This window comes from Streptomyces spinosisporus (genome assembly GCF_022698145.1).
GTDB classification, from domain to species: Bacteria; Actinomycetota; Actinomycetes; order Streptomycetales; family Streptomycetaceae; genus Streptomyces; species Streptomyces spinosisporus.
In genome coordinates this window covers 39,770-64,317 of record NZ_JALDAX010000017.1, presented here as the reverse complement: position 1 = coordinate 64,317, position 24,548 = coordinate 39,770, and the positions used below count along the sequence as shown (strand labels likewise).

Genomic DNA, 24,548 nt, shown 5'->3' with positions numbered 1-24,548 from the left:
CCCTCCAGCGAGTCCGGTTTCCCAACCCACTCCCCGAACTGGTGCACATCGCTCATTCGACGGACTCCCTGATGCGCTGGGCCCCGCGCAGCCGCGCGGGTGCCGCACGCCGGTTCTCGGCGACCTCTTCCTCGGTGGGAAGTTCGGCACCGCGCGTGAGCAGCTTGAGCCGGGGCTGGTAGCGCTCGGGCACGACCGGCAGCCCGGGCGGGGCGGTGTTCGCGGCGCCGGCCGCGAACACCTGCTTGACCAGGCGGTCCTCCAGCGAGTGGTACGACAGGACGGCGATGCGTCCGCCCACGTCGAGGGCGTCCACCGCGGCGGGGATCGCCCGCTCCAGCACCGAGAGCTCGCCGTTGACCTCGATGCGCAGGGCCTGGAAGGTGCGCTTGGCCGGGTTGCCGCCGGTGCGCTTGGCGGCCTGCGGCAGCGCGTCCCGGATGAGCTCGACCAGCCGCGCGCTGTTGCTGAACGGCTCCTTCGCGCGCTCGCGCACGATCGCCGCCACGATCCGCTTGGCCTGCTTCTCCTCGCCGTACGCCCGCAGGATGCGCACCAGCTCGCCCGGCGGATAGGTGTTGAGGACCTCGGCGGCGCTCATGCCGGTCGTCTGGTCCATGCGCATGTCGAGCGGGGCGTCCTGGGCGTAGGCGAAGCCGCGGTCGGCCTCGTCGAGCTGCATGGAGGAGACGCCGAGGTCGAACAGGACGCCCTGCACGCGCGCGATGCCGAGCCGTTCCAGTACGTCCGGCAGCTCGTCGTAGACGGCGTGCACCAGGGTGGCCCGCTCACCGAAGGGGGCGAGCCGCTCGCCGGACAGCCGCAGGGCCTCCTTGTCGCGGTCGAGGGCGACCAGCCGGGCCTCGGGGAACCGGGTCAGCAGGGCCTCGCTGTGCCCGCCGAGACCGAGGGTGCAGTCGACGACCACGGCTCCGGGCCGCTGCAGTGCGGGGGCCAACAGGTCCAGGCACCGCTGGAGCATCACCGGGACGTGTCGACTCTCGCTCAAGGGTCCCTCTCAGATCCGGCGCGGCCGTACGCACCGCCGGGTCCCCGCCCTCCCCAGCGAGCTGGGGACCCCCGAAGAAGGGGAGGCCTGCCGGCGCCGGGAGCGTCAGCCGACCGGGAGCGGGAGGAGGCCGAGCGTTACGTACGCGCCGCGCACGTGGGGAGGCCGCCCACCGCGTGTGGCCTCCGGGAATGTCAGTCCAGCAGGGAGCGCACCGCCTCCCGCTCCGCGTCACTCTAGTCCACGGCCCCCCGCGGTCAATCAACCGGCATGCGCGTCGTGGCACGGCATGCGTGCGATGTGGCAGATCAGGGAAAACGACCCGCACGGCCCCCTTACGACCACCCGTGTGGGGTACCTCACAAGAGGACTGTGATGACTGCCTTTTCCCATAGCCACGCCGCGACCGATTCGCAGGTGACCAGTAACGTCATGGGTATGACGACTCCCGCATCCGTCCCCACCGAGTCCGAGGGCGCCATACGCGGCGGCACGGTGACGGACCGCCTCGTAGAGGCGAACGAACGGTACGCCGCCGCATTCACCGACCCCGGCATGGACGCCCGCCCCGTCCTGCACGTCGCGGTCGTGGCCTGCATGGACGCCCGCCTCGACCTGCACCAGGCGCTCGGCCTGGAACTCGGCGACTGCCACACCATCCGCAACGCGGGCGGGGTCGTCACCGACGACGTGATCCGCTCCCTGACCATCAGCCAGCGCGCGCTCGGCACCCGCAGCGTGGTCCTCATCCACCACACCGGCTGCGGCATGGAGGCCGTCACCGAGGACTTCCGGCACGACCTGGAGATGGAGGTCGGCCAGCGTCCCGCCTGGGCGGTCGAGGCCTTCCGGGACGTCGAGCAGGACGTACGGCAGTCCATGCAGCGCGTGCGCACCTCCCCGTTCCTGCTGCACACCGACGACGTACGCGGTTTCGTGTTCGACGTGAAGACGGGTCTGCTGCGCGAGATCGACCCCGAGTGACCGCACCCGGCCCTTCTCGTTTTTCGCAAAACCCGCGCATGCTGGAGCCCAAGCGTCGTAAAACCCGACATATCGCAGCCAGTTGTCCACAGTCGAGTGACACGAATCGGTAACGGCAGCAAGAATGCGGGGTGTGACGTCACGCGGAACTTTTCACGCGTGGTGTCCGTGTTTCGGGGTGGGCCGGTCCGCATCGCAGAGCGACGGCCCGGAGAAAGAACGGGCCGAGGAGGGCCGGGTGACGACCTATGACGATCGAGCGAGCCTCACTGATCTGACTGCCACTGTGGAGAGGGTCCGCAGTTCGGTGGAAGGAGTGATCGAGGGCAAGCCCGAGGTCGTACGGCTTTCGCTGACCGTACTGCTCGCCGAGGGACATCTTCTGATCGAGGATGTCCCCGGCGTGGGCAAGACCATGCTGGCCAAGGCGCTGGCCCGGTCCATCGACTGTTCGGTGCGCCGTATCCAGTTCACCCCCGACCTGCTGCCCTCGGACATCACCGGTGTCTCGATCTGGGACCAGCAGCGCCGGGACTTCGAGTTCAAGCCGGGTGCGATCTTCGCCCAGATCGTGATCGGCGACGAGATCAACCGCGCCTCCCCCAAGACGCAGTCGGCGCTCCTGGAGTCCATGGAGGAGCGCCAGGTCACCATCGACGGGCAGACCTACGAGCTGCCCAGCCCCTTCATGGTGGTGGCCACGCAGAACCCGGTCGAGATGGAGGGCACCTACCCGCTGCCCGAGGCCCAGCGCGACCGCTTCATGGCCCGGGTCTCCGTGGGCTACCCCAGCGTGGAGGCCGAGCTGCAGATGCTCGACGTGCACGGCGGCGTGTCCCCCCTGGAGGACCTGCAACCGGTGGCGCACGCCCACGACATCGTGAAGCTGATCGAGGCGGTCCGCGGCGTCCACGTGGCGGAAACGGTCCGGCGGTACGCGGTCGACCTGGTCGCCGCCACGCGCACCCACCCCGACCTCAGACTCGGCGCCTCCCCGCGCGCGACGCTGCACCTGCTGCGCGCGGCGAAGGCGGCCGCGGCCCTCAGCGGCCGGGAGTACGCGCTGCCGGACGACGTGCAGGCGCTCGCCGTCGCCGTCCTGGCCCACCGGCTGCTGCCCACGGCCCAGGCCCAGCTCAACCGCCGCACCGCGGAGCAGGTCGTGCAGGAGATCCTGCAGCGCACCGCGGTGCCCGCGGCGCCTCAGCAGCAGAGCGGCTTCGGCGGCCTCGGCCGGGGCGCTCCGGCGTATCCCCAGCAACCGCCGCGGAGGCTGTGATGACCTCAGGGGGGACGGGGCACGCGGACGCCGACCGGGGCGAGAGGGGCGGCGTCCGCACGGCTCTGGCGGGTCTGACGACCCGCGGACGCTCCTTCCTGGCGGCCGGCATCGCGGCCGCCGTCTGCGCCTACGTCCTCGGGCAGAGCGATCTGCTGCGGGTGGGCCTGCTGCTCGCCGTGCTGCCCCTGGTCTGCGCGCTGTTCCTGTACCGCACGCGCTACCGCGTGGCCGGCAGCCGCCGGCTCTCGCCCGCGCGCGTGCCCGCCGGCAGCGAGGCCCGGGTCCATCTGCGGATGGACAACGTCTCGCGGCTGCCCACGGGCCTGCTGATGCTCCAGGACCGGGTGCCCTACGTGCTCGGCCCGCGCCCCCGGTTCGTCCTGGACCGGGTGGAGCCGGGCGGCCGTCGCGAGGTGTCCTACCGGGTCCGCTCCGACCTGCGCGGCCGCTATCCGCTCGGCCCGCTGCAGCTGCGCCTGACCGACCCGTTCGGGATGTGCGAGCTGACCCGGTCCTTCTCGACGTTCGACAACCTCACGGTGATCCCACGCGTGGAGGCGCTTCCTCCGGTGCGGCTGGCCGGCGAGGCGAAGGGGTACGGCGACGGCCGGCAGCGCTCGCTCGCCCTGGCCGGCGAGGACGACGTGATCCCGCGCGGCTACCGCTACGGCGACGACCTGCGCCGCGTCCACTGGCGCCTGACCGCACGCTACGGCGAGCTGATGGTGCGCCGCGAGGAGCAGCCCCAGCGCTCACGCTGCACGGTGCTGCTGGACACCCGGGGCATCGCCTTCGAGGGCGCGGGCCCGGACTCGGCCTTCGAGTGGGCGGTCTCGGGCGCCGCGTCCGTGCTGGTGCACATGCTCGAACGGGGCTTCTCCGTACGGCTGCTGACGGACAGCGGCAACTCCGTGCCCGGCGAGGGCGCCGACGGTTTCGCCGGTGCGAGCCAGGAGACGGCGGACGCGGCCGGGCTGATGATGGACACCCTCGCGGTGATCGACCACTCGGACGGCACGGGCCTGTCCAGGGCGTACGACGTGCTGCGCGGCGGGAACGAAGGGCTTCTGGTGGCCTTCTTCGGCGACCTGGACGAGGAACAGGCCGCGGTGGCCGCCAAGATGCGCCAGCGCAGCGGGGGCGCGGTCGCCTTCGTGCTGGACAGCCGCGCCTGGATGCGGGAACCGAGCGATGTGCCCGGGCCGTTGGACCAGCAGGGCGAGCGGCTGCGGATGCTGCGCGAGGCGGGCTGGACGGCCCTGACCGTGCCGCGGGGCGTGTCGCTGAGCGAGCTGTGGCGGCAGGCGGACCGCGAGCGCACGGGTCTGGCAGCCAGCGGGACGAGCGGTGAGGGGGCGGGCTCATGAGCGGGCGGGCACGACTGGCGCTGTGCGCCTGGGCGGCCACGCTGATGGCGTCCTGCGCCCTGCTGCCCCTGGTCTCCCCGGCCACCTGGATCCTGCAGGCGGCCCTCATGCTGGCGGTGCAGACGGGTGTGGGCGCGGCGACCCGGCGGGTGCCGCTGGCCCGGCCGCTGACTGTGGCGGCACAGGCGCTGGTCACGCTGATGCTGCTGACCCTGACGTTCGCCCGGCAGCAGGCCCTGATCGGGCTGGTCCCGGGCCCCGAGGCCTTCCGTCACTTCTCCGACCTGCTGCGGCAGGGGGGCGACGACATCGCGCGGTATGCGATCCCGGCGCCCCTGGAGTCCGACGGCATCAGGCTGATGCTGCTCGGCGGGGTGCTGATCATCGGCCTCGCGGTGGACACGCTCGCGGTGACCTTCCGCAGCGCGGCCCCGGCCGGTCTGCCCCTGCTCGCGCTGTACTCGGTGGCGGCGGGGCTGTCCGACGGCGGCGCCGACTGGCTGTGGTTCCTGGTCGCCGCGGCCGGCTATCTGATGCTGCTGCTGGCCGAGGGGCGTGAGCGGCTCTCGCAGTGGGGCCGGATCTTCGGCGGCGCCGCGCGCTCACCGGGTGCGGAGCGCGGCGCGGTGGCACCGGTGCGCACCGGGCGGCGGATCGGGTTCGTCGCCCTGGGCGTCGCCCTCGTGGTGCCGCTGGCCCTGCCCGCGATGAACGGCGGCCTGCTGGACACCGCCGGCACGGGCGTGGGCTCGGGCACCGGAGGCGGCGGCACGATCTCCGCGGTCAACCCCCTGGTCTCGTTGCGCGACAGTCTGAACGTGGACGAGGACCGCCAGGTCATGACCCTGAAGACCAACAGCAACGACATCTCGAACCTGTACATGCGGATCGTGTCGCTGGACGACTTCGACGGCAGCACCTGGCGACCGTCCAAGCGGCATGTCACGGGCGTCCCGGACTCGTTCCCGGCCCCGTCCGGCCTCGCCCCGGACGTCAAGCGCGCGGAGATCGAGACCCGCGTCTCGGCCGCCGACTGGTACGCCCAGGACTGGCTGCCGATGCCGTATCCGCCCAGCGACGTGGACGTCTCGGGCAAGTGGCGCTACGAGCCGGTCGGCATGACCCTGGTCGGCGACCACGGCGAGACCACGCGCGGCAAGACCTACACGGTCAAGAGCCTGGACGTGCAGCCGACGGCGGAGCAGCTCGCGGACGCGCCGGAGCCGCCCGCCTCCATCAAGCGCGACTACACCAAGCTGCCGGACTCGGTGCCCTCGGTGGTGGCGAGGACCGCCCGCAAGGTGACCGAGGGCGCGACCAGCCACTACGAGCAGGCGGTCAAGCTCCAGGACTACTTCGCCGTCAACGGCGGCTTCCAGTACAGCACCCAGGTGCAGGTCGGCAACGGCCCGCAGGCGATCGCCAAGTTCCTGAAGGACAAGGAGGGCTTCTGCGTCCACTTCTCCTTCGCGATGGCGACGATGGCCCGCAGCCTGGGCATCCCGGCCCGGGTGGCGGTGGGCTTCGCTCCCGGTACGCCCCAGGCGGACAGCACGGTGTCGGTGGGCCTGAAGGACGCGCACGCCTGGCCCGAGCTGTACTTCGAGGGCGTGGGCTGGACCCGCTTCGAGCCGACCCCGAACCGCGGTGTGGCGCCCTCGTACACGCAGACGGACACCCCGGGCACCAGCCTTCCCGACGTGCAGCGGCCCTCGCAGTCGGCGGGCTCCTCCGCCTCGTCGGCGCCGTCGGCGAGCACGAGCTGCTCGGCTCTGGACAAGAAGCTGGAGGCATGCGCCGGCGCGGTCCCGCCGGACGCGGCCAAGCCCCAGGACGGCGGCCCGCCCTGGTACAAGCTCGCCGGTTGGTCCCTGCTCGGGCTCCTCGTGATCGCCGTACCCCTGCTGCCCATGCTGTGGCGCCTGCGACGGCGCTCGGTGCGGCTGACCTCGGCCCAGCACTCCGCGTCGGGGCCGGCACTGGCCCACGAGTCGCGCAGAGCGCGGCGCCAGGATGCCGGGGCGAGGGACGACGTCGACGTGACGGTCCTGCCCGTCGAGGCCGAGGCCCGGTTCGCCGCGCAGGTGGCCGCGGGCCATGTCCTGGCCGTCTGGCGCGAGCTCACGGACACGGCCTGGGACTACGGCATCGTGCCGGACGACGCGCTGACCCCGCGCAAGGCGGCGGCGCGCATCGTGCGGCTGGGACAGCTGGATCCGGCCACTGCGGAGTCGGTGCACCGCGTGGCGAGCGCGGTGGAAGTGGTGCTCTTCGCACCCGAGCCGCAGGTCAGGCCCGGACTGGCCGACGACGTGCGCAGGCTGCGGGTGGCGCTGCGGTCCAGGGTCGGCTGGACCACGCGGGTGCGTGCGGTGGTGGCGCCCCGGTCGGCGATCCGGGCGGTGTGGGAGGCCACGGACCGCTGGGCCGCCGTCAGGGCCCGGCTGACCGACCGCTGGTCGGCCCTGGCGACGCTGGTGCGCCGGCCGTCCGGGCAGGAGAGCGGCGGCTGACAGCACGGCGCCCGTCCCCCTGGGGGCGGGCGCCGTGAAAGCCGGACGTCGGGTACGGCTGAGGGGGTGACCACCTGGTGCGTGGTCACCCCCTCATTCGTCCGTGGGAGTCACTTGTCTGCGGGAGTCACTTGTCTGCGGGAGCTAGTGGCCCTGCTCGTCGCGGCGGCGCTGCCAGCGCTGCTCGATACGGTCCATCATGGAGCGCTTCTGCCGTCCCTGACGACGCGCCTGCGGGGCACCCGTCGCGGGCTGTTCGCCCGGCTTGGGGGCCTTGCGCCAGCCGGTCACGGCCAGCACGGCGCATCCCAGCATCACCAGGAAGCCCACCACGCTCAGCCACACCTGCTTGGCGACCATTCCAGCCATGAGGAGCGCGATACCCACGAGGAAGCCCGCGACCGCCTGGTAGACCCGCCGTCGGGTGTACGTACGCAGCCCGCTTCCCTCAAGCGCCGACGCGAACTTGGGATCTTCGGCGTACAGCGCTCGCTCCATCTGCTCGAGCATGCGCTGCTCGTGCTCCGAGAGCGGCACGGAGTCCTCCTCATCGTGCAGTCGCCGGGGCGACCCGGGGGGTCCCTTCAGGATAGGCAGGGAATCGCCCCCGTGAAACCCGCCCCTCTGCGCCAATTGACCAACCGGAATCCGCCATGTACGTCCCGGCTCGCTGAATCTTGCATTCCCCAACGGCCGACCCGTCATGCCGGGCGGTCTCCCTCGATCATACGGCGGCGAGCGCCCGATCGGGGGGCCTGTGGCGTACTCCATGTGCGCTCCAGTCCCTGATCAGCGGCGCACCGCACGAGGTGCGTCAGGCCCCTTGGGCCCCCTGCGTCTCACCGAGCACATGGAGCTGGGTGGCCACGGAGTGGAAGGCGGGGATCTCGGCCGCCGCCTCCTCCAGCTTCAGCAGCGCTTCGAGCGCGCCGGGTTCGGTGTCGACCAGGACGCCCGGGACGAGGTCGGCGAAGACCCTCACGCCGTGCACGGCGCCGACCCTGAGGCCCGCGCCCTCGACCAGCGCGGTCAGCTGCTCGGCGGTGAAGCGGCGCGGCACGGGGTCGCCGTCGCCCCAGCGGCCGTCCGGGTCGCCGAGGGCCTGCCTCGCCTCCTTGAAGTGGCCGGCAAGGGCGCGTGCGAGCACGGCGCCCCCGAGGCCCGCGGCGAGCAGGCTGAGGACGCCCTCGGAGCGCAGGGCGGCCACCGCGTTGCGCACGCCCTCTGCCGGGTCGTCGACGTACTCCAGGACGCCGTGGCACAGCACCACGTCGTGGCGGTCGCGCTCGACCACGTCGAAGAGGCCGTGGGCGTCGCCCTGGACGCCCCTGACGCGGTCGGCGACGCCGGCCTCGGCGGCGCGGCGCTCCAGCGCGAAGAGCGCGTTGGGGCTGGGGTCGACGACGGTGACCCGGTGGCCGAGACGGGCCACCGGCACGGCGAAGTTGCCGCTGCCGCCCCCGGTGTCGAGGACGTCGAGCGACTCACGCCCGGTGGCCTTGACCCGGCGCTCCAGGGCGTCCTGGAGGACCTCCCAGACCACGGCGGTACGCAGCGAGGCCCGCGAACGAGGGAGGTCGGCGCGCTGCGACGTCGCTTGAGGGTGGTGGTGGGAGACGGGTGGGCGCATCGGGTCCGACACGGCAGATGACTCCTCGGCGCGGCACCGCCCCTTGGCACGGCGGAGCGAACGGGCTGCCTCCCCGCCCGGACGCGGGAGGGAAGACTTCAGGCGGCTTCCACCCTATTGCCTTCGGCGCTCCGCCCGGTCACAGCGGTGGTGTGCCCCGCTCAACGTCTCGTACGGCGGACTCCCTCATCCCGTGTCCGGTAAGTCGCGGTCGCTCTGCGCATCCGTGTGCGGGTGGTCGGCGTCCTGGCGCGGCTGCGGGAGAACGGGCTGCAGGACGAGCATCCGCTCGACCAGGCGCAGGAACATCGCCACGTCCCGTATCAGGTCGTCGGCGTCCCGGCGGCTGGCCGCTCCCTGGATGCCCGCCTCGGCGCGGGCGCGCCGCCGGGCCCCGGAGGCGAACAGCACGCTCCACTCGGTCAGTTCGGGCGCGATTTCGGGGAGCACTTCCCAAGCGCTCCGGATGCGGGCACGGCGTCGGGACGACGGCTCCGGGCGCCCCCGGGCGGCGAGCACCGCCGCGGCCGTGCGCAGGGCGGCGAGATGGGCCGTGGCGTAACGCTCGTTGGGGGTTTCCAGGACGGCTGCCTCGTCCAGTCCCGCGCGGGCCTGGGCGAGCAGGTCGAGGGCGGCGGGCGGGGCCGTGGTCCGGCGGAGCACGGGGTGGACGTCGCTCGCCGGGCCGGTCAGTGAGGGGGCAGGGCCGGTGGCGCGGCGCCGGCGGGCGGCTGCTGCGTGGTAGCTGGCCATGACGAACCTCCTGTCGTCTGCGTGACGGCATCGCCCGAGAAGGGGGCCGTATGTGTCCATCGTGCGGTATGCCACTGACAATCCGTTCTGACCTGGGGTTTTGCTTCGATCGAAGGTTCGGGATAGTTTTTGCACTGACCAGTCAGTTCAAATTTTTGGGGATGCAGGGGTGGGGAGAACCGTGTCCGGTGTGGGTGTCACCGCACGAGGGCTGGGGCTGAAGGGCCCGCGCGGCTGGGCCTTCCGCGACGTCTCGTTCGAGGCGGAGCCCGGCTCGCTGATCGCGGTCGAGGGCCCGTCCGGGTCCGGCCGCACCTGTCTGCTGCTCGCGCTCACGGGCCGGATGAAGCCGACGGCGGGCGCGGCAGAGGTGGGCGGGTGGAAGCTGCCCCAGCAGATGGCGGCCGTACGACGGGCCTCCGCGCTCGCGCACGTCGCCGGGGTCACCGACCTTGAACCGGCCCTGACCGTGGGCGAGCATCTGCACGAGCGGGCGCTGCTGCAGCGCAGGTTCGGCGACTCGCTGCGCGCGCTGCTTCGGCCGCGCGCCGAGCGCCGGGCCGAGGCGGGGCTGCGGATCGACGCCGCACTGGCCGCCGCGGGCCTGGACCGGGAGGCGCTGCCCAAGGGCTCCCGTACGGCCGTACGGGACCTGGAGCGGCTGGAGGCGCTGCGGCTGTCCATCGCGCTCGCCCTGATGGGCAGCCCCCGGCTGCTCGGCGTCGACGACACCGACCTCAAGCTCTCGGACGCCGAACGGGGCGAGGTCTGGGCGCTGTTGAGGTCGATCGCCGAGTCCGGGACGACCGTCGTCGCGGTGTGCAGCGAGGCTCCCGACGACGCCGTCGTCGTGTCCACCAAGGAGGCCGCCAAGGGGGCCGCCAAGGGGCCCGCCGAGGAGGCCACCGGAAAGCCCGAGACGCCCGTGAAGCCCGAGACGAAGGAGAAGGCGGATGCGCTCGCCGAAACTGGCCGCGCTTGAGCTGAGGCGCTTCGGCAGGGGCCGGCTGCCCCGCGCCGCCCTGGTGGCCCTCCTGGTGCTGCCGCTGCTGTACGGCGCGCTGTACCTGTGGTCGTTCTGGGATCCCTACGGCCGCCTGGACCGCATCCCCGTGGCGCTCGTCAACGACGACCGGGGGGCGACGGCCGACGGGAAGAAGCTCACGGCGGGCGACGACCTCACCGAGGGGCTGCGCGACAGCGACGTCTTCGACTGGCAGGAGGTGAGCGCCGACGAGGCACGCGCGGGCGTGGAGAACGGCACGTACTACCTGTCGCTGACCATGCCGGCCGACTTCAGCAGGCGGATCGCGTCCAGCGCGGGCGACTCCCCGGAGACGGGCGCGCTCCGGGTACGGACGAACGACGCCAACAACTACATCGTCGGGCAGATCTCGCGGACCGTGTTCGGCGAGGTGCGCCAGGCCGCCTCCGCCAAGGCGTCGCGGTCCTTCCTGGACAGGATCTTCATCTCGTTCTCCGACATCCACGGCGAGACCGTGAAGGCCGCGAACGGGGCGGACAAGCTCAACGGCGGGATCGGGAAGGCGGAGAAGGGCTCCAAGGATCTCGCCGACGGCCTGAAGGACGCCAAGAGCGGCAGCGGCAAGCTCGCCAAGGGCCTGAAGAAGCTCAACACGGGCGCGGGCGCGCTGGAGGACGGCTCGAAGCAGGTCGCGGCGGGCACGCAGACGCTCGCCGACAAGGTCAACGCGGTCGACAAGAAGGCGGGCCCCTTCCTCAAGGACAACGAGAAGACCATCGGGGACACCGCACAGCTGGTCGCCGACTCCTCCAAGGCGATCCGCCACAACCTGGGCACCCTGGTCAAGACCGCCCCGGTCGCCGCCAAGGGCGCCCACGCCGCCTCCGACACGCTGGACGACGTCTACCGGGTGCGCTGCGAGAACCCCGTGCTGCCGGATGCGGCCTGCTCCGACCTGAAGAAGGCCAAGGAGGCCGCCGCCGACGTGGCGACGATCGCCGACGACCTCAACACACTGATCGGCGACCAGGACGGCGACCTGAAGAAACTCGACACGAACCTGGCCACCCTCCAGGACCAGGCCCAGGCGCTCGCCGACCGGGCACCGCACCTCTCCGAGGACCTCGACGACGCCGTATCGAAGATCAACAAGCTGAACGAGGGCGCGGGCAAGGTCGCCGCGGGCGCCAAGAAGCTGCACAAGGGGCTCGGCACGGCCTCCGGCGGCGCGAGCGACCTGGACGAGGGCGTCGGCAAGCTGAAGACGGGCGCCCAGGACCTGAACGGCGGCATGTTCAAGCTCGTGGACGGCTCCGGGAAGCTCGCGGGCGGGCTGCACGACGGCGCCGGGAAGATCCCCGACTACGACAAGGACGACCGCGACCGGCGCACCGAGGTCATGGCCGACCCGGTGCGGCTCGTCTCCGAGGACCTGCACAAGGCGCCCAACTACGGCACCGGGTTCGCCCCGTACTTCATCCCGCTGTCCCTGTGGGTGGGCGCCATGGTGGCGTACATGCTGATCCCGCCGATGAACCGGCGCGCGCTCGCCACGGGCGCCCCTGCGTGGCGGATCGCGCTCGCGGGCTGGCTCCCGGTGGTGGCGATCGGAGTGCTGCAGACGGTGTCCCTGATGGCGGTGCTGCACTGGGCGATCGGCCTGCAGATGGCGCGGGCGGCCGGCACGGTCGGCTTCCTGTTCCTGGTGACGGCGTGCTTCGGGGCGATCGTGCAGTGGCTGAACGCACGCTTCGGAGCGGCGGGCCGGATCCTCGTCCTCGCCCTGCTGATGCTGCAGTTGACGTCCGCGGGCGGCACGTATCCCGTGCAGACGAGCCCCGGCTTCTTCAACGCGCTGCACCCCTTCCTGCCGATGAGCCACGTCGTGGACGCCCTCAGGAGGCTCATCACGGGCGGCGGCCTCGGACCGGTGTGGCACGCGTGCGTGGTGCTCGTCGCGTTCACCGCGGGCGCGCTCGCGCTCACCGCGGTGTCGGCCCGCCGACGGCAGGTGTGGACGCTGGACCGGCTGCACCCGGAGCTGAGCCTGTGAGCGCCGCGGTGACATCCGCGGGCACGGCTCCTGTGACAATCAGGGCCATGGAAAGCAGCAGCACCGCTCCCGGCGGCAGCACGCGCCGCGAGGCCACCCGGCAGAAGCTCTACGAGGCGGCCGTCACCCTCATCGCCGAGCAGGGCTTCTCCGCCACCACGGTGGACGAGATCGCCGAGCGCGCCGGGGTCGCGAAGGGCACGGTCTACTACAACTTCGCGAGCAAGTCCGTCCTCTTCGAGGAACTGCTGCGGCACGGCGTCGGACTCCTCGCCGCCTCCCTGCGGGAGGCGGCCGAGAAGACGGCCAGGGACGGCGGCAGCAAGGTGGACGCCCTGGACGCGATGGTGCGGGCCGGTCTCGTCTTCATCGACCGCTACCCCGCCTTCACCCAGCTCTACGTGGCCGAGATGTGGCGCACCAACCGGGCCTGGCAGTCCACGCTGATGGTGGTCAGGCAGCAGGCGGTCGCGGTCGTGGAGGACGTGCTGCGCGAGGGCGTCGAGGGCGGCGAGTTCAGCGACGAGATCGATGTGCCGCTGACGGCCTCGGCCCTGGTCGGCATGGTCCTGGTGGCCGCCCTCGACTGGCAGTCGTTCCAGCCGGAGCGCTCCCTGGACGACGTCCATGCCGCGCTGTCCCGGCTGCTGCAGGGGCGGGTGAGCGGTCCGGGCCGCGGCTGATCCCCACGACGCCGTGCCCTCACGCGGCCGCTGATCCCGCCGAACACGAAAGCGCCGGTCCGCTGTGGCCACGTCCCCCGCGGGCCACCTCGAACCGGCGCTTTTTCCTGCTCCCCCGTTTCCACTTCCCCCCGTTGGGCCCCCGTTGCGGTCGCTCCCCCGGGTTCCCCCGTGCCTCGCTCCCGCCGACCGCAGCCGGCGGAAGGAGCGGATCGAGGGCGGCTCCGTTCCGACGCCCCGTGTCGCCGGTGCCGGAGCCGGGCCCCTTTCCGTGCCTCCACTGTCTCGTCGCCGCAGGTCCGGCCCCATCCGCGTGCGTACTCAACTCACTCACTAGGTACGCGTACTCAGCACTGCGCACTCACCCCCAGGACGCTCCGTTGCCGACTGGTGACGAATGCGCCCGTGTGCGTACTCCCCCGCGGCGGGCCGCCCGTGCCGTGACTGTCAGTGGCGATCGATAAAGTCGCAGGCATGGGACGGATTGCGGTGATCGGCGCCGGGATGGGCGCGATGGCGGCCGCCGCCCGGCTGGCCGTGGCGGGCCACCGGGTGGCGGTCTACGAGCGCACGGAGACGTACGGCGGCGCGGTGCGCCGGTTCGAGCGGGACGGCTTCGCCTTCGACACCGGCCCCGGGCTGCTCACGCTGCCCGCGGTCTGGCGCGATCTGTTCATCAAGACCGGCAAGGAGCCGCTGGAGGACTGTGCCGAGCTGGTCCAGGTCGACCCCTCCTCGCGGCACCTCTTCGCGGACGGCACCCAGGCCGCTCTGCCCAATGCCTCCCGCGCGGGTGTCGTCGACGCCCTGGACGAAGCCCTCGGGACCGGCGCCGGCGGGCGCTGGGGCGACTTCCTGGTGCGCGCCCGCGAGGCCTGGGACCGCACCCGCCGCCCGCTCCTTGAGGAGCCCCTGTGGCCCAACTGGCCGGTGCTGGCGGAGCGCGAGCCCTATCCCGCGGTCCCCCACAAACGCCTGCTGCGCACCCGGCGGGCGGCCACGCTCGCCGAGATCGGCGCCTGGGAGCTGCGCGACCCCCGGCTCACGGCCCTGCTGGAGAGCCACGCCCTCGCCCACGGCCTGGACCCGCGCGTCACTCCGGCGAGCGCGGCCGTGCTGCCCTACATGGAGCATGCCTTCGGCACTTGGTATGTCCGCGGCGGAATGCGGGAGTTGGCGCGCGCGGTGTACGAGCGGTGCCTGGCCCGCAGGGTCGAATTCCACTTCGGCACCGAGGTGACCGGGGTGCTGGAGAAGGACGGCCGGGCCGTGGGGGTGGAGGTGGCCGAGGGCTCCTCCCACCCTTCCGGCAGGGACGGAGGGCTCGTGGCGGAGGCGGACCATGTGATCGCCGGTGTGCGTCCCGCCCGGCTGCGGGAGCTGACGCAGCACCGGCTGGACGACGACGGTGACGTACGGCCGGACACCGGCTCACGCCCCCGACGGTTCACCGTGCTGCTGGCGCTGCGCGGTCCGCGGGAGGCCGGTGCGGTGCACCGCACGATCGTCCACGCGCCCGACCGCACGGCCGAGTTGGACTCCCTCCTGTCTCCCCCGTCCGTCCCCGCCCGGCCCACGGTGACCGTGCTGCGGCCGGACGACCCGGCGCTGCGCCCGGACGGGGATCACGAGTCGGTGGTGCTGTCCGCGGTGGTCGCGTCGGAGGCCGGTCAGCTGCCGTCCGAGCGGCGCGAGGCCCTCGCCGACGAGCTGGTCACCGCCGCGGAGGCCGTCATACCGGGGCTGCGGGAGCGCATCCTGTGGCGCGAGACGGAGGACGGCGACTCCGGAGGGGTGTCCGCGCCTTCGCTGGCCGCGGGAGAGGGGCGCTTCCTGCACCCGGCCAACACCACCCGCCTGCCGGGGCTGTACCGGGTCGGCGGCTGGTCGCACCCCGGCGGCGGCCTCCCGCACGCGGGCATGTCCGGCGCGCTGGTGGCCGGACTCATCGTGGAGGGACCGGAGTTCAGGGGCTCTCAGTGAGCTTCGCTCAGAAGCGGTACTGCTCGTCGAAGCCATTCCCCTGTGGCTGACCCTGGCCGTTGTCCTGGTAGGGATACGGCTGCTCCGGCGGGAGTTCGCCGCCGTAGGTCTCGTCGGTGCGCTGCTGCGGGACCCACACCCCGCCCGCCGGGGTCTGGCCGTAGCCGCCGGTGGCGTACTGGTCCTGGCCGTATCCCTGCTGGCCGTACTGCCCGTAGCCGGTGTCGTAGCCGCCGTAGGTCTGCGTGCCGATGTACGGGTCGGAGTAGGCGGCGTACTGCTGGCCGGTGGTGTCGTAGCCGTACTGCTGCTGGTCGTAGCCGGAGTAGTCGTAGCCGTAGGCCTGGTCCGCGCCCTGGGCGGCCGTCGCGTACTGGTCCTGGCCCGTGGCGCCCGCGTAGGACGGGTCGGCGGCGGCCGCGTAGGCCGGGTCGTTGTATATGCCGTACGAACCGGTGTCGTCGGGCATGGGCTGCGGCTCGTACACCATCGTGCTGTCCGCGGCCATGCCTTGGCCGGGACGGGCCGGGGTGAAGACGTCGTCGCGGTCGAAGTCGTCCTCGCTGTTGAACGCCACCTGCTCCTGGGGGTAGGCGGCCTGCTCGCCGTAGCCTCCGTCGCCCGGTTCGAGGTCGGAGACCTGCAGAGTCGGGTCCTGGTGGTCCGCCTTGCCGCGGCGCCGCTTGACGGGCTCGCCGGCCTCGGGGCGCTTGACGGCCCAGCCCGCGGAGAAGCCGCGGCGGAAGGAGAGCGTGACATAGGTCTGGCCGACCGCGAACGCGGCCGCACCCAGACCGATGACGACGACCGAGGGGATCAGAACCCCGATCACGACGCCCAGGAAGCCGGCGAACGCCAGCAGCCGCCAGCGCAGCCGTGCCTTGTACTGCAGCAGCACCTCGCCGAGCAGCCACAGCGCGACGATGCCGAACGCGATGTAGAGGACCGTCCAGCCCATGTACGCCCCTCTCCCAGTCGCCGCTACGCAGTGTGTCGTATACCCGTGCGGCCGGTCTAGGCCTGCGGGGGGTGGTGCAGGCCCAGGTTCTCGTAGATTTCCAGCGTGGCCGTGGAGTTGTTGAGCGTGATGAAGTGCAGTCCGGGCACTCCCTCGGCCAGCAGCCGCGCGCAGAACTCCGTGGCGAATTCAATGCCAATGGAGCGTACAGCGGCCGGATCGTCTTTTGCTGTGAGGATCCGCTCTTTCAGGACGGACGGGATGTGCGCGTTGCTCAGCTGCGGCAGCCGTTCCAGCATCCTGACGCTGGTCACCGGCATCACCTCGGGGATGACGGGGGTCCGGCAGCCGGCCGTGGTGACCCGGTCGCGCAGCCGCAGATAGGACTCCGGCTGGAAGAACATCTGTGTGATGGCGTAGTCGGCTCCGGCCCGGCACTTGTCCACGAAGTGGGCGACATCGGTGTCCCAGTCGGCGGAGCGCGGGTGCATCTCCGGGAAGGCCGCGACGCCCACGCAGAAGTCGCCCGACTCCTTGATGAGCCGGACGAGCTCGGCGGCGTAGGCGAGGCCCTTGGGGTGCTGCACCCACTCCGCCATGGGGTCGCCCGGCGGGTCGCCGCGCACGGCGAGGATGTTGCGGATCCCGGCGTCGGCGTACTGGCCGATGATGTTGCGCAGCTCGGCGACCGAGTGGTTGACGGCGGTGAGGTGGGCCACCGGGGTGAGCGTGGTGTCGGCGACGATCTGTTCCGTCTCCTTGACGGTGCCCGCGCGCGTCGAGCCCCCCGCGCCGTAGGTCACGGAGACGAAGTCGGGAGCCACGGCCTCGACCCTGCGCAGCGCGCTCCACAGGTTCCGCTCGCCCTTGGGGGTCTTCGGCGCCGAGAACTCGAAGGAGTACGTCGTCTTGCCCGTGGCGAGCATGTCGCGCACCGTCCGTGCGCGATCAGTCCTTGTGGATGCGGTTCCGAGGGCCATACTCGCAGGTTAACCAGGGGCCGTCGGTCCCCCAACCGAACCCGGGATTTTTACCCGAATTGTCGATTTGCTGTCCACGCCTCGGACAGCGGAAGGGCAGCGGCGGGCAGCGGCCGGGCCTACGCCTGCCGCAGGCGCTTCGCGAAGTCCGACGCCGCCGCGCCCGGATCGTCCGCCTCGGTGATGGCACGGACGACCACGACCCGGCGGGCACCGGCCGCGAGCACCTCGTCGAGGTTGCCGAGGTCGATGCCGCCGATGGCGAACCAGGGGCGGTCGGTGCCGAGGGCGGCGGTGTGCCGGACCAGGTCGAGGCCGGGGGCGTGGCGGCCGGGCTTGGTGGGGGTCGGCCAGCAGGGTCCGGTGCAGAAGTAGTCGGCGCCCTCCTGGACGGCTGCGGCCTCCGCCTCGGCGTCCGCGTGCGTGGAGCGGCCTATGAGGACGTCGTCGCCGAGGATCGCCCGGGCCGCGGGGACCGGGAGGTCGCCCTGGCCGAGGTGGAGCACATCGGCACCGGCGGCGTGCGCCACGTCCGCGCGGTCGTTGACCGCAAGCAGCCTGCCGTGGCGGGCGCAGGCCTCGGCGAAGACCTTCAGGTGCTCCAGCTCCTCGGCCGCCTCCATGCCCTTGTCGCGCAGCTGCACGATGTCGACACCGCCGGCCAGGACGGCGTCCAGGAACTCGGGCAGGTCGCCCTGGCGCTTGCGGGCGTCCGTGCAGAGGTAGACGCGGGCGTCGGCGAGGCGGGCGCGTGCGGTGGCGGCGGTGTCGGGCATGGGCGTGTCCCCCGTGGTCGGTGGCGTACGGGCCGTGGGCCCGCCGGAAGCGTCGGTGCTGCGGGCCGCAGTGAACCACGGCCGCGGCCCTCGCGGGCCCCGGCCCGTACGCCGGACGGTGTTCGGATCGGCGGGTCGGCTCAGACGGCGAGCGCCTGGGCCCGGCGCTTCACCTCCGTGCCTCGATTCTCACTCAGGGCCTGGGCGGGGGTCCCTGGCAGGCTCTCGTCGGGGGTGAAGAGCCACTCGAGCATCTCTTCGTCCGTGAAGCCGTCGTCCCGCAGGAGCGTCAGGGTGCCGCTGAGGCCCTTGACGACCTTGTTCCCGTCGATGAAGGCGGCGGGGACGTGCAGTGCGCGGTTCTCACCACGGCGTACGGCGATGAGCTGGCCCTCCTTGACCAGCTGCCGCACTCGCGTCACCTCGACGTCGAGCATCTCTGCGATGTCGGGGAGGGTGAGCCAGGCGGGGACGAGAGCATCGGTCTTTGCGTCAATCTCGGTCACGGAATCAAGCCTGCCATCCCGCACTGACAGTCGGAAGTCGGACGTGCCCGACCTGCGGCTTCCTACCGCGCCGTGGCGGCTTTCAGAGGCTTCGCCGGGTCCGCGAGCAGCGCCGGGTCCATCGGCGTGCCGGACTCGATCAGCCGTCTGCCCTGCGCCAGGTCCCGCGGCCGGCCGACCGCGAGCAGCCCGACCAGGCGGTCCTCGCGCAGCCAGCAGACGGACCAGGCGGGCCCCGAGGGGTCGCCGCGCCACAGGAGCGTGTCGGCGCCGGCGTGATGACCGGCGTACTGGACGAAGCGGCCGAACTGCTCGGACCAGAAGTACGGGACCGGGTCGTAGACGGCCGGCGGTGCGCCGGTGGCGCCGCCGACGATGTTCTCGGCCACCGTGCGCGGCCCCTGGAGGGCGTTGTCCCAGTGGTGGATCAGCAGGCGCTCGCCGTACCGCCCGGAGGGGAAGGAGGCGCAGTCGCCGACGGCGTAGACGTCCGGGACCGAGGTGCGCAGATGGACGTCGGCCACGACCTCCCGGTGCTCCCCGAGCTCGATGCCGGAGCCGGTCAGCCAGGCGGTTGCGGGACGTGCGCCGATGCCGACGACGACCGCGCCCGCGGGCAGCCGCGAGCCGTCGTCGAGGACGACCTCGCCGGGTTCGACGCGCTCCACGCGCGCGTGGGTGTGCAGTTCGACGCCGGCGTCGGCGTACCAGGCGGCCATCGGCGCGGCCACCTCGGCCGGCAGCGCACCGGCGAGCGGCCGCTCGGCCGCCTCGACGACCGTCACCGCGCAGCCCGCCTCGCGCGCGGCCGTGGCGAACTCGGCACCGATCCAGCCCGCGCCGACGACCACGATGTCGTGCTGGCGGGCGAGCACGGGCCGCAGCCGCTCGGCGTCGTCCAGGGTGCGCAGCAGATGCACTCCGGGCACGCCTTCGGCGCCCGGCAGACGGATCGGTTCGGCGCCGGTGGCGAGGACCAGGACGTCGTACGGGACGGGTCCGGCCTCGGTGTCCAGTTCGTGCGCGCCGGGGCGCAGGCCCACCACCTCGCAGCCGAGGCGCAGTTCGACGGCGAGCGCCTCGAAGTCGACCTCGAAGGCGGAGCCCTCGGACTTGCCGAGCAGGACCGCCTTGGACAGCGGGGGCCGGTCGTAGGGCTGGTGGGGCTCGGCGCCGATCAGGGTCACGCTGCCGGGAAAGCCCCGTTCCCTCAGGGCGACCGCGGTCTGCACACCGGCCATGCCCGCGCCCACCACGACCACGCGCCGCAGGGGCGACCCGCCCGTTTCCCGCGTCTGCTCGCTCACCTGATCACCATAGACAACTGACAAATTGTCAGTCAGCGGTCGTGCTCACTCAGTGACCTGCTCCACAACGCTGGTCCCGCTGCCGGTCTGCGACTCCCACTGCCAGCTCTCCTCCAGGCGCACGCGCCCGTCCGGCAGCAGGACCACCGTGGACACGCAGTGCCCGGAGGACGTCGTCCCGTCGTGCTTGAGCTGCACGTACCGGAAGTCCAGCCGGTCACCCGCGCGCGTGCCCACCAGATGTCCGCGCACGACGTCCCCGCCCGCGTACTCGGCCCAGATCTCGCCGTCCGTCTCGTGGTACGTGAACCGGGTCCGGGTGCCGACCTGACCTGGGGCCTGGTCGGCGACGGGGGCGAGGACGAGACCGTCCAGTGAGGCGGGCATGGCGGTGGGCTCCCTTACAGAGGCGCGGCGGGTCGGGCTAGGGTGGCCAACGTACAAGCACTCGCGGGAGCCCGGACGCACCGGGCTGAGAGGGAGGCTGGCGGCCTCCGACCGTACGAACCTGATCCGGGTCATGCCGGCGAAGGGAGGGGCTGGACGCCCATGTCGTCACGTACCTCAGACGTCCTCGTCATCGGGGGCGGGATCATCGGCCTCGTCACGGCCTGGCGCGCCGCGCAGCGCGGGCTCGCCACGGCCGTCGTGGACCCCGAGCCGGGCGGCGGCGCCGCACAGGTGGCCGCGGGCATGCTCGCCGCGGTCACGGAGCTGCACCACGGCGAGCAGACCCTGCTCGGCCTGAACCTCGCCTCGGCCCGCCGCTATCCGGACTTCGCAGCCGAGCTGACCGACGTCTCCGGCCAGGATCTCGGCTACCGCCGCTGCGGCACGCTGGCCGTCGCGCTGGACGCCGACGACCGGGCCCATCTGCGTGAACTGCACGCCCTGCAGCAGCAGTCGGGCCTTGAGTCGCAGTGGCTGTCGGGCCGCGACTGCCGACGTCTGGAGCCGATGCTCGCGCCGGGCGTGCGCGGCGGTCTCCGCGTCGACGGCGACCACCAGATCGACCCGCGGCGCCTGGCACGCGCGCTGGTGCTCGCGTGCGAGCGGGCGGGCGTGGTCTTCCACCGCGCGTGGGCCGAGCGCTTCCGGGTCGCAGGTGAGCGGGCCGCCGGGGTCACCACGGCGGACGGCACCGAGCTGGGCGCGGGCCAGGTGGTGCTGGCCGCCGGCAGCCACAGCGGGCGGCTGCCGGGGGTCCCGGACGACGTGCTGCCGCCGGTGCGGCCGGTCAAGGGGCAGGTGCTGCGGCTGACCGTGCCGCGGCGTCTCGCGCCCTTCCTGAGCCGTACCGTGCGCGCCGTGGTGCGCGGCAGCCAGGTCTATCTGGTGCCGCGCGAGAACGGCGAGCTGGTGATCGGCGCGACCACCGAGGAGCTCGGCTGGGACACCACGGTCACCGCGGGAGGGGTGTACGAGCTGCTGCGCGACGCCCACGAGCTGGTGCCCGGCCTCACCGAGCTGCCGCTGACGGAGACGCGGGCGGGACTGCGCCCCGGCTCCCCCGACAACGCTCCGCTGCTCGGCCCGACCGAGCTGCCCGGTCTGCTGCTGGCCACCGGGCACTACCGCAACGGCGTGCTGCTCACCCCGGTCACCGGCGACGCCATGGCGCACGTCCTCGCCACCGGCGAACTCACCGACGAGGCCCGTCCGTTCACCCCGAGGCGCTTCGCGCGCGTGGAGCAGCCCGTATGAACATCTCCGTCAACGGAGAGCCCCGCCGCATCGCCGACGGCACGGCTCTCGACACCGTCGTGAAGACGCTGACCCCGGCCCCCTCCGGGGTCGCCGCCGCCCTCAACGAAACCGTCGTCCCGCGCGCGCAGTGGTCGTCGACGCCCCTCCGTGAGGGGGACCGCGTCGAGGTCCTCACCGCCGTCCAAGGAGGCTGACCCATGGCCGACGACCCCTTCGTCATCGGCGGTACGTCCTTCACGTCCCGTCTGATCATGGGCACCGGCGGGGCCCCCAGCCTCGACGTGCTGGAGCGGGCCCTGGTGGCGTCCGGCACGGAGCTGACGACGGTCGCGATGCGGCGCGTGGACCCCTCGGTGCACGGATCCGTCCTGTCCGTCCTGGAGAGGCTCGACATCCGGGTGCTGCCGAACACGGCCGGCTGCTTCACGGCCGGCGAGGCCGTGCTGACCGCCCGCCTCGCGCGCGAGGCGCTCGGCACCGACCTGGTCAAACTCGAAGTGATCGCCGACGAGCGCACCCTCCTGCCCGACCCGATCGAGCTGCTGGAGGCGGCCGAGACGCTGGTCGACGACGGCTTCACGGTGCTGCCGTACACCAACGACGACCCCGTGCTCGCCCGGAAGCTGCAGGACGTGGGCTGCGCGGCGATCATGCCGCTCGGCTCGCCCATCGGTTCCGGTCTCGGCATCCGCAACCCGCACAACTTCCAGCTGATCACCGAGCACGCGCGCGTACCGGTGATTTTGGACGCGGGCGCGGGCACGGCGTCGGACGCGGCGCTCGCGATGGAGCTGGGGTGCGCGGGTGTGATGCTCGCCTCGGCCGTGACCCGCGCGCAGCAGCCGCAGCTGATGGCCGAGGCCATGCGGCACGCGGTGGAGGCGGGCCGCCTCGCGTATCGGGCGGGCCGTATCCCGCGCCGCCATTTCGCCGAGGCGTCCTCGCCGCACGAGGGTCGCGCGCACCTCGACCCCGAGCGCCCCGCGTTCTAAAACGCACGTTCGACAACCGTGGAGAACGGGTGGGACGTCCGTCACAGGTCGGCTGCAGTCCCGCCCCGATACGGCAGGAAAGGACGGCCCTGTCAGTCACGGCTCGTACACTCACCTGCGTGGATACGACCCTTCAGGACCCTCTGGTCGGGCAGGTGCTCGACGGGCGCTATCGCGTGGACGCGCGGATCGCGGTCGGCGGGATGGCCACGGTCTACCGGGCCCTGGACACCCGCCTCGACCGCGTGCTCGCGCTGAAGGTGATGCACCCGACGCTCGCCGCCGACGTCACCTTCGTCGAGCGGTTCATCCGGGAGGCGAAGTCGGTCGCCCGGCTGGCGCATCCGAACGTGGTGCAGGTCTTCGACCAGGGCACCGACGGGTCGTACGTCTATCTCGCCATGGAGTACGTCGCCGGGTGCACCCTGCGCGACGTGCTGCGCGAGCGCGGGGCGCTGCAGCCGCGCGCCGCCCTGGACATCCTGGAGCCGGTCCTCGCCGCGCTCGGCGCCGCGCACCGCGCCGGGTTCGTGCACCGGGACATGAAGCCGGAGAACGTGCTGATAGGGGACGACGGCCGGGTCAAGGTCGCCGACTTCGGGCTCGTGCGGTCCGTGGACACGGTCACCAACACCACGGGCACCGTCCTCGGCACCGTCTCCTACCTCGCCCCGGAGCAGATCGAGCACGGCATCGCCGACCCCCGGGTCGACGTGTACGCCTGCGGTGTCGTCCTGTACGAGATGCTGACCGGCGAGCGCCCGCACAACGGCGACTCCCCGGCCACCGTCCTGTACAAGCACATCCACGAGGACGTCCCGCCGCCCTCGGCCGCCGTGCCGGGACTGGCGTACCCGCTGGACGAACTGGTCGCGGTGGCCACCGCGCGCAACCCCGGGCAGCGCCCGCAGGACGCGGTGGCGCTGCTGGCACACACGCGTGACGTGCGCGCCGGGCTCGGCGTGGAGCAGCTGGACGCGATGCCGCCGCAGGCGCTCGCCGCGGAGCACCGCAACATCTCCGAGGACCGTACGAGCGTCATCCCGCGCGCGCTGAACGTGCAGAGCCCGCTGCCGGTCAACGAGGACGAGAGCCGGCAGGAGCTGCATCACACCAGCGTGCTGGAGACCCCGCCGCCGCTGCCGCCGCGCCGCCGCGGCACGGGTGTGCGGCGCGGTCCGCTCGCGCTCGTCGTCGCCGTCCTGCTGCTCCTCGGGGTCGGTGCGGGCGTGTGGTACATCAACTCCGGTCAGTTCACCAAGGTCCCGCCGGTGCTGGCGAAGACCCAGGCCGAGGCCCGCGAGCAGCTCGACGACGCCGGACTGGACCTCGGGACGGTCAAGCACGCCTACAGCGACACGGTGAAGCGGGGCACGGTCATCAGCTCGGACCCCGAACCGGGCACCCGTATCCGTGACAACGCGTCGGTGACGCTCACCATCTCCGACGGCCCGGAGACCGTTCGGGTGCCGGATCTGGAGGGCCGGTCACTTGCGGCGGCCAGGGCTCAGCTGAAGAAGGCAGCCCTCGAGCCGGGCATGGTCACCCGCCAGTTCAGCGACGACGTCGACAAGGGCTCCGTGATCTCCACGGACCCGGAGGCGGGCACCAAGCGGCACGCGGGTTCGGCGATCGCGCTGCTCGTCAGCAAGGGCAGCCCGGTGGACGTCCCGGACGTCACCGGCGAGGACCCGGAGGACGCGCGGGCCGATCTGGAGGATGCGGGCCTGGCGGTGAAGATCGCCCCCGGCCGGGTCAACTCGGAGTTCGACAAGGGCCAGGTCGCCACGCAGTCACCCAAGGCCGACAGCCAGGCCGCCGAAGGGGACACGGTCACGCTGACCCTGTCCAAGGGCCCGGAGATGATCGAGGTCCCGGACGTCACCGGTGACAACGTCGACGACGCCAAGCGGACGCTGGAGGACGCCGGCTTCAAGGTCGACGAGGACCGCGGCCTGCTGGGCCTGTTCGGCGACACCGTCAAGGGCCAGTCCGTGAAGGGCGGGGAGCAGGCGCCCAAGGGGTCGACCATCACCATCAAGATCCGGTGAGGGAGCGCGGCGCACCGCGTGACACCCTG

At 72.4% G+C, this 24,548-nt stretch carries 22 protein-coding genes and 1 riboswitch; of the genes, 12 read left to right on the top strand and 10 right to left on the bottom strand.

Annotation, left to right across the window (positions count from 1 at the left end):
* Window positions 1-52: 52 nt before the first annotated feature.
* Window positions 53-1,009, bottom strand: coding sequence for a 16S rRNA (cytosine(1402)-N(4))-methyltransferase RsmH (rsmH, locus tag MQN93_RS34060; RefSeq protein ID WP_078516658.1), 957 nt, complete (start codon window positions 1,007-1,009; stop codon window positions 53-55).
* A gap of 438 nt (window positions 1,010-1,447) precedes the next feature.
* Here rsmH and MQN93_RS34055 point away from each other — a divergent pair, with 438 nt between their 5' ends.
* The 4 genes from MQN93_RS34055 (at window position 1,448) to MQN93_RS34040 (ending at window position 7,155) form a co-directional block, all read left to right on the top strand.
* The gene (locus MQN93_RS34055; RefSeq protein WP_037782938.1) at window positions 1,448-1,993 is read left to right on the top strand and encodes a beta-class carbonic anhydrase; all 546 of its coding nucleotides are present in this window, start codon (window positions 1,448-1,450) and stop codon (window positions 1,991-1,993) included.
* 238 nt (window positions 1,994-2,231) lie between these two features.
* Window positions 2,232-3,272, top strand: a complete 1,041-nt coding sequence (locus MQN93_RS34050) for an AAA family ATPase (RefSeq protein ID WP_016435842.1) — start codon at window positions 2,232-2,234, stop codon at window positions 3,270-3,272.
* The gene (locus tag MQN93_RS34045) at window positions 3,272-4,642 is read left to right on the top strand and encodes a DUF58 domain-containing protein (RefSeq protein WP_016435841.1); all 1,371 of its coding nucleotides are present in this window, start codon (window positions 3,272-3,274) and stop codon (window positions 4,640-4,642) included. The genes MQN93_RS34050 and MQN93_RS34045 overlap by 1 nt, the downstream gene beginning before the upstream one ends.
* On the top strand, window positions 4,639-7,155 hold the full coding sequence (locus MQN93_RS34040; RefSeq protein ID WP_016435840.1) for a transglutaminase TgpA family protein: 2,517 nt from the start codon (window positions 4,639-4,641) through the stop codon (window positions 7,153-7,155). Before MQN93_RS34045 ends, MQN93_RS34040 begins: the two co-directional genes overlap by 4 nt.
* Before the next feature lie 144 nt (window positions 7,156-7,299).
* Here the strand turns inward: MQN93_RS34040 and MQN93_RS34035 are convergent, their stop codons facing one another.
* The 3 genes from MQN93_RS34035 to MQN93_RS34025 form a co-directional block, all read right to left on the bottom strand.
* Window positions 7,300-7,692 (bottom strand): SCO2097 family morphological protein, encoded by a 393-nt coding sequence (locus tag MQN93_RS34035; RefSeq protein WP_016435839.1) that lies wholly within the window; start codon window positions 7,690-7,692, stop codon window positions 7,300-7,302.
* A gap of 277 nt (window positions 7,693-7,969) precedes the next feature.
* Window positions 7,970-8,797, bottom strand: a complete 828-nt coding sequence (locus MQN93_RS34030; protein WP_016435838.1) for a methyltransferase — start codon at window positions 8,795-8,797, stop codon at window positions 7,970-7,972.
* Between the two features lie 174 nt (window positions 8,798-8,971).
* Window positions 8,972-9,538 (bottom strand): SAV_6107 family HEPN domain-containing protein, encoded by a 567-nt coding sequence (locus tag MQN93_RS34025; protein ID WP_016435837.1) that lies wholly within the window; start codon window positions 9,536-9,538, stop codon window positions 8,972-8,974.
* 181 nt (window positions 9,539-9,719) lie between these two features.
* Between MQN93_RS34025 and MQN93_RS34020 the strand changes: the two genes are divergently transcribed.
* The 4 genes from MQN93_RS34020 to MQN93_RS34005 all read left to right on the top strand — a co-directional run bounded on the left by MQN93_RS34020 (window position 9,720) and on the right by MQN93_RS34005 (window position 15,242).
* Complete coding sequence (locus MQN93_RS34020) at window positions 9,720-10,520, top strand: ATP-binding cassette domain-containing protein (protein ID WP_242712549.1); 801 nt, start codon at window positions 9,720-9,722, stop codon at window positions 10,518-10,520.
* Complete coding sequence (locus tag MQN93_RS34015; protein WP_242712548.1) at window positions 10,492-12,576, top strand: YhgE/Pip domain-containing protein; 2,085 nt, start codon at window positions 10,492-10,494, stop codon at window positions 12,574-12,576. The genes MQN93_RS34020 and MQN93_RS34015 overlap by 29 nt, the downstream gene beginning before the upstream one ends.
* Before the next feature lie 47 nt (window positions 12,577-12,623).
* Entirely contained in the window at window positions 12,624-13,259 is a 636-nt protein-coding gene (locus MQN93_RS34010; protein WP_108013372.1) for a TetR/AcrR family transcriptional regulator, read from the top strand.
* 474 nt (window positions 13,260-13,733) lie between these two features.
* A complete protein-coding gene (locus MQN93_RS34005) occupies window positions 13,734-15,242 on the top strand; it encodes a phytoene desaturase family protein (protein ID WP_242712547.1) in 1,509 nt (502 codons plus the stop codon).
* Between the two features lie 7 nt (window positions 15,243-15,249).
* Here MQN93_RS34005 and MQN93_RS34000 read toward each other — a convergent pair whose 3' ends face one another.
* The 6 genes from MQN93_RS34000 to MQN93_RS33975 all read right to left on the bottom strand — a co-directional run bounded on the left by MQN93_RS34000 (window position 15,250) and on the right by MQN93_RS33975 (window position 20,156).
* Window positions 15,250-16,200: an SCO2102 family sporulation regulator gene (locus tag MQN93_RS34000; protein ID WP_016435832.1), complete on the bottom strand. Its 951-nt coding sequence runs from the start codon at window positions 16,198-16,200 to the stop codon at window positions 15,250-15,252.
* A 56-nt stretch (window positions 16,201-16,256) separates the two neighbouring features.
* The gene (metF, locus tag MQN93_RS33995; protein WP_037782563.1) at window positions 16,257-17,180 is read right to left on the bottom strand and encodes a methylenetetrahydrofolate reductase [NAD(P)H]; all 924 of its coding nucleotides are present in this window, start codon (window positions 17,178-17,180) and stop codon (window positions 16,257-16,259) included.
* A gap of 119 nt (window positions 17,181-17,299) precedes the next feature.
* On the bottom strand, window positions 17,300-17,956 hold the full coding sequence (gene thiE / locus MQN93_RS33990; protein ID WP_016435830.1) for a thiamine phosphate synthase: 657 nt from the start codon (window positions 17,954-17,956) through the stop codon (window positions 17,300-17,302).
* A 140-nt stretch (window positions 17,957-18,096) separates the two neighbouring features.
* Complete coding sequence (locus MQN93_RS33985) at window positions 18,097-18,462, bottom strand: Rv2175c family DNA-binding protein (protein WP_016435829.1); 366 nt, start codon at window positions 18,460-18,462, stop codon at window positions 18,097-18,099.
* A gap of 62 nt (window positions 18,463-18,524) precedes the next feature.
* Window positions 18,525-19,769 carry an NAD(P)/FAD-dependent oxidoreductase gene (locus tag MQN93_RS33980; protein ID WP_242712546.1) on the bottom strand — a complete coding sequence of 415 codons (1,245 nt, stop codon included), beginning with the start codon at window positions 19,767-19,769 and terminating at the stop codon, window positions 18,525-18,527.
* A gap of 45 nt (window positions 19,770-19,814) precedes the next feature.
* Window positions 19,815-20,156, bottom strand: a complete 342-nt coding sequence (locus MQN93_RS33975; RefSeq protein ID WP_016435827.1) for an avidin-fold protein — start codon at window positions 20,154-20,156, stop codon at window positions 19,815-19,817.
* 53 nt (window positions 20,157-20,209) lie between these two features.
* Window positions 20,210-20,321, top strand: a riboswitch (TPP riboswitch).
* Between MQN93_RS33975 and thiO the strand changes: the two genes are divergently transcribed.
* The 4 genes from thiO to pknB all read left to right on the top strand — a co-directional run bounded on the left by thiO (window position 20,319) and on the right by pknB (window position 24,519).
* Window positions 20,319-21,473 carry a glycine oxidase ThiO gene (gene thiO, locus MQN93_RS33970; RefSeq protein ID WP_242712545.1) on the top strand — a complete coding sequence of 385 codons (1,155 nt, stop codon included), beginning with the start codon at window positions 20,319-20,321 and terminating at the stop codon, window positions 21,471-21,473. It overlaps the preceding riboswitch by 3 nt.
* Entirely contained in the window at window positions 21,470-21,670 is a 201-nt protein-coding gene (thiS, locus tag MQN93_RS33965; RefSeq protein ID WP_242712544.1) for a sulfur carrier protein ThiS, read from the top strand. Before thiO ends, thiS begins: the two co-directional genes overlap by 4 nt.
* A gap of 3 nt (window positions 21,671-21,673) precedes the next feature.
* Window positions 21,674-22,468: a thiazole synthase gene (locus MQN93_RS33960; protein ID WP_016435824.1), complete on the top strand. Its 795-nt coding sequence runs from the start codon at window positions 21,674-21,676 to the stop codon at window positions 22,466-22,468.
* A 119-nt stretch (window positions 22,469-22,587) separates the two neighbouring features.
* Window positions 22,588-24,519: a Stk1 family PASTA domain-containing Ser/Thr kinase gene (gene pknB / locus MQN93_RS33955; protein ID WP_242712543.1), complete on the top strand. Its 1,932-nt coding sequence runs from the start codon at window positions 22,588-22,590 to the stop codon at window positions 24,517-24,519.
* The last annotated feature ends 29 nt before the right edge of the window (window positions 24,520-24,548 follow it).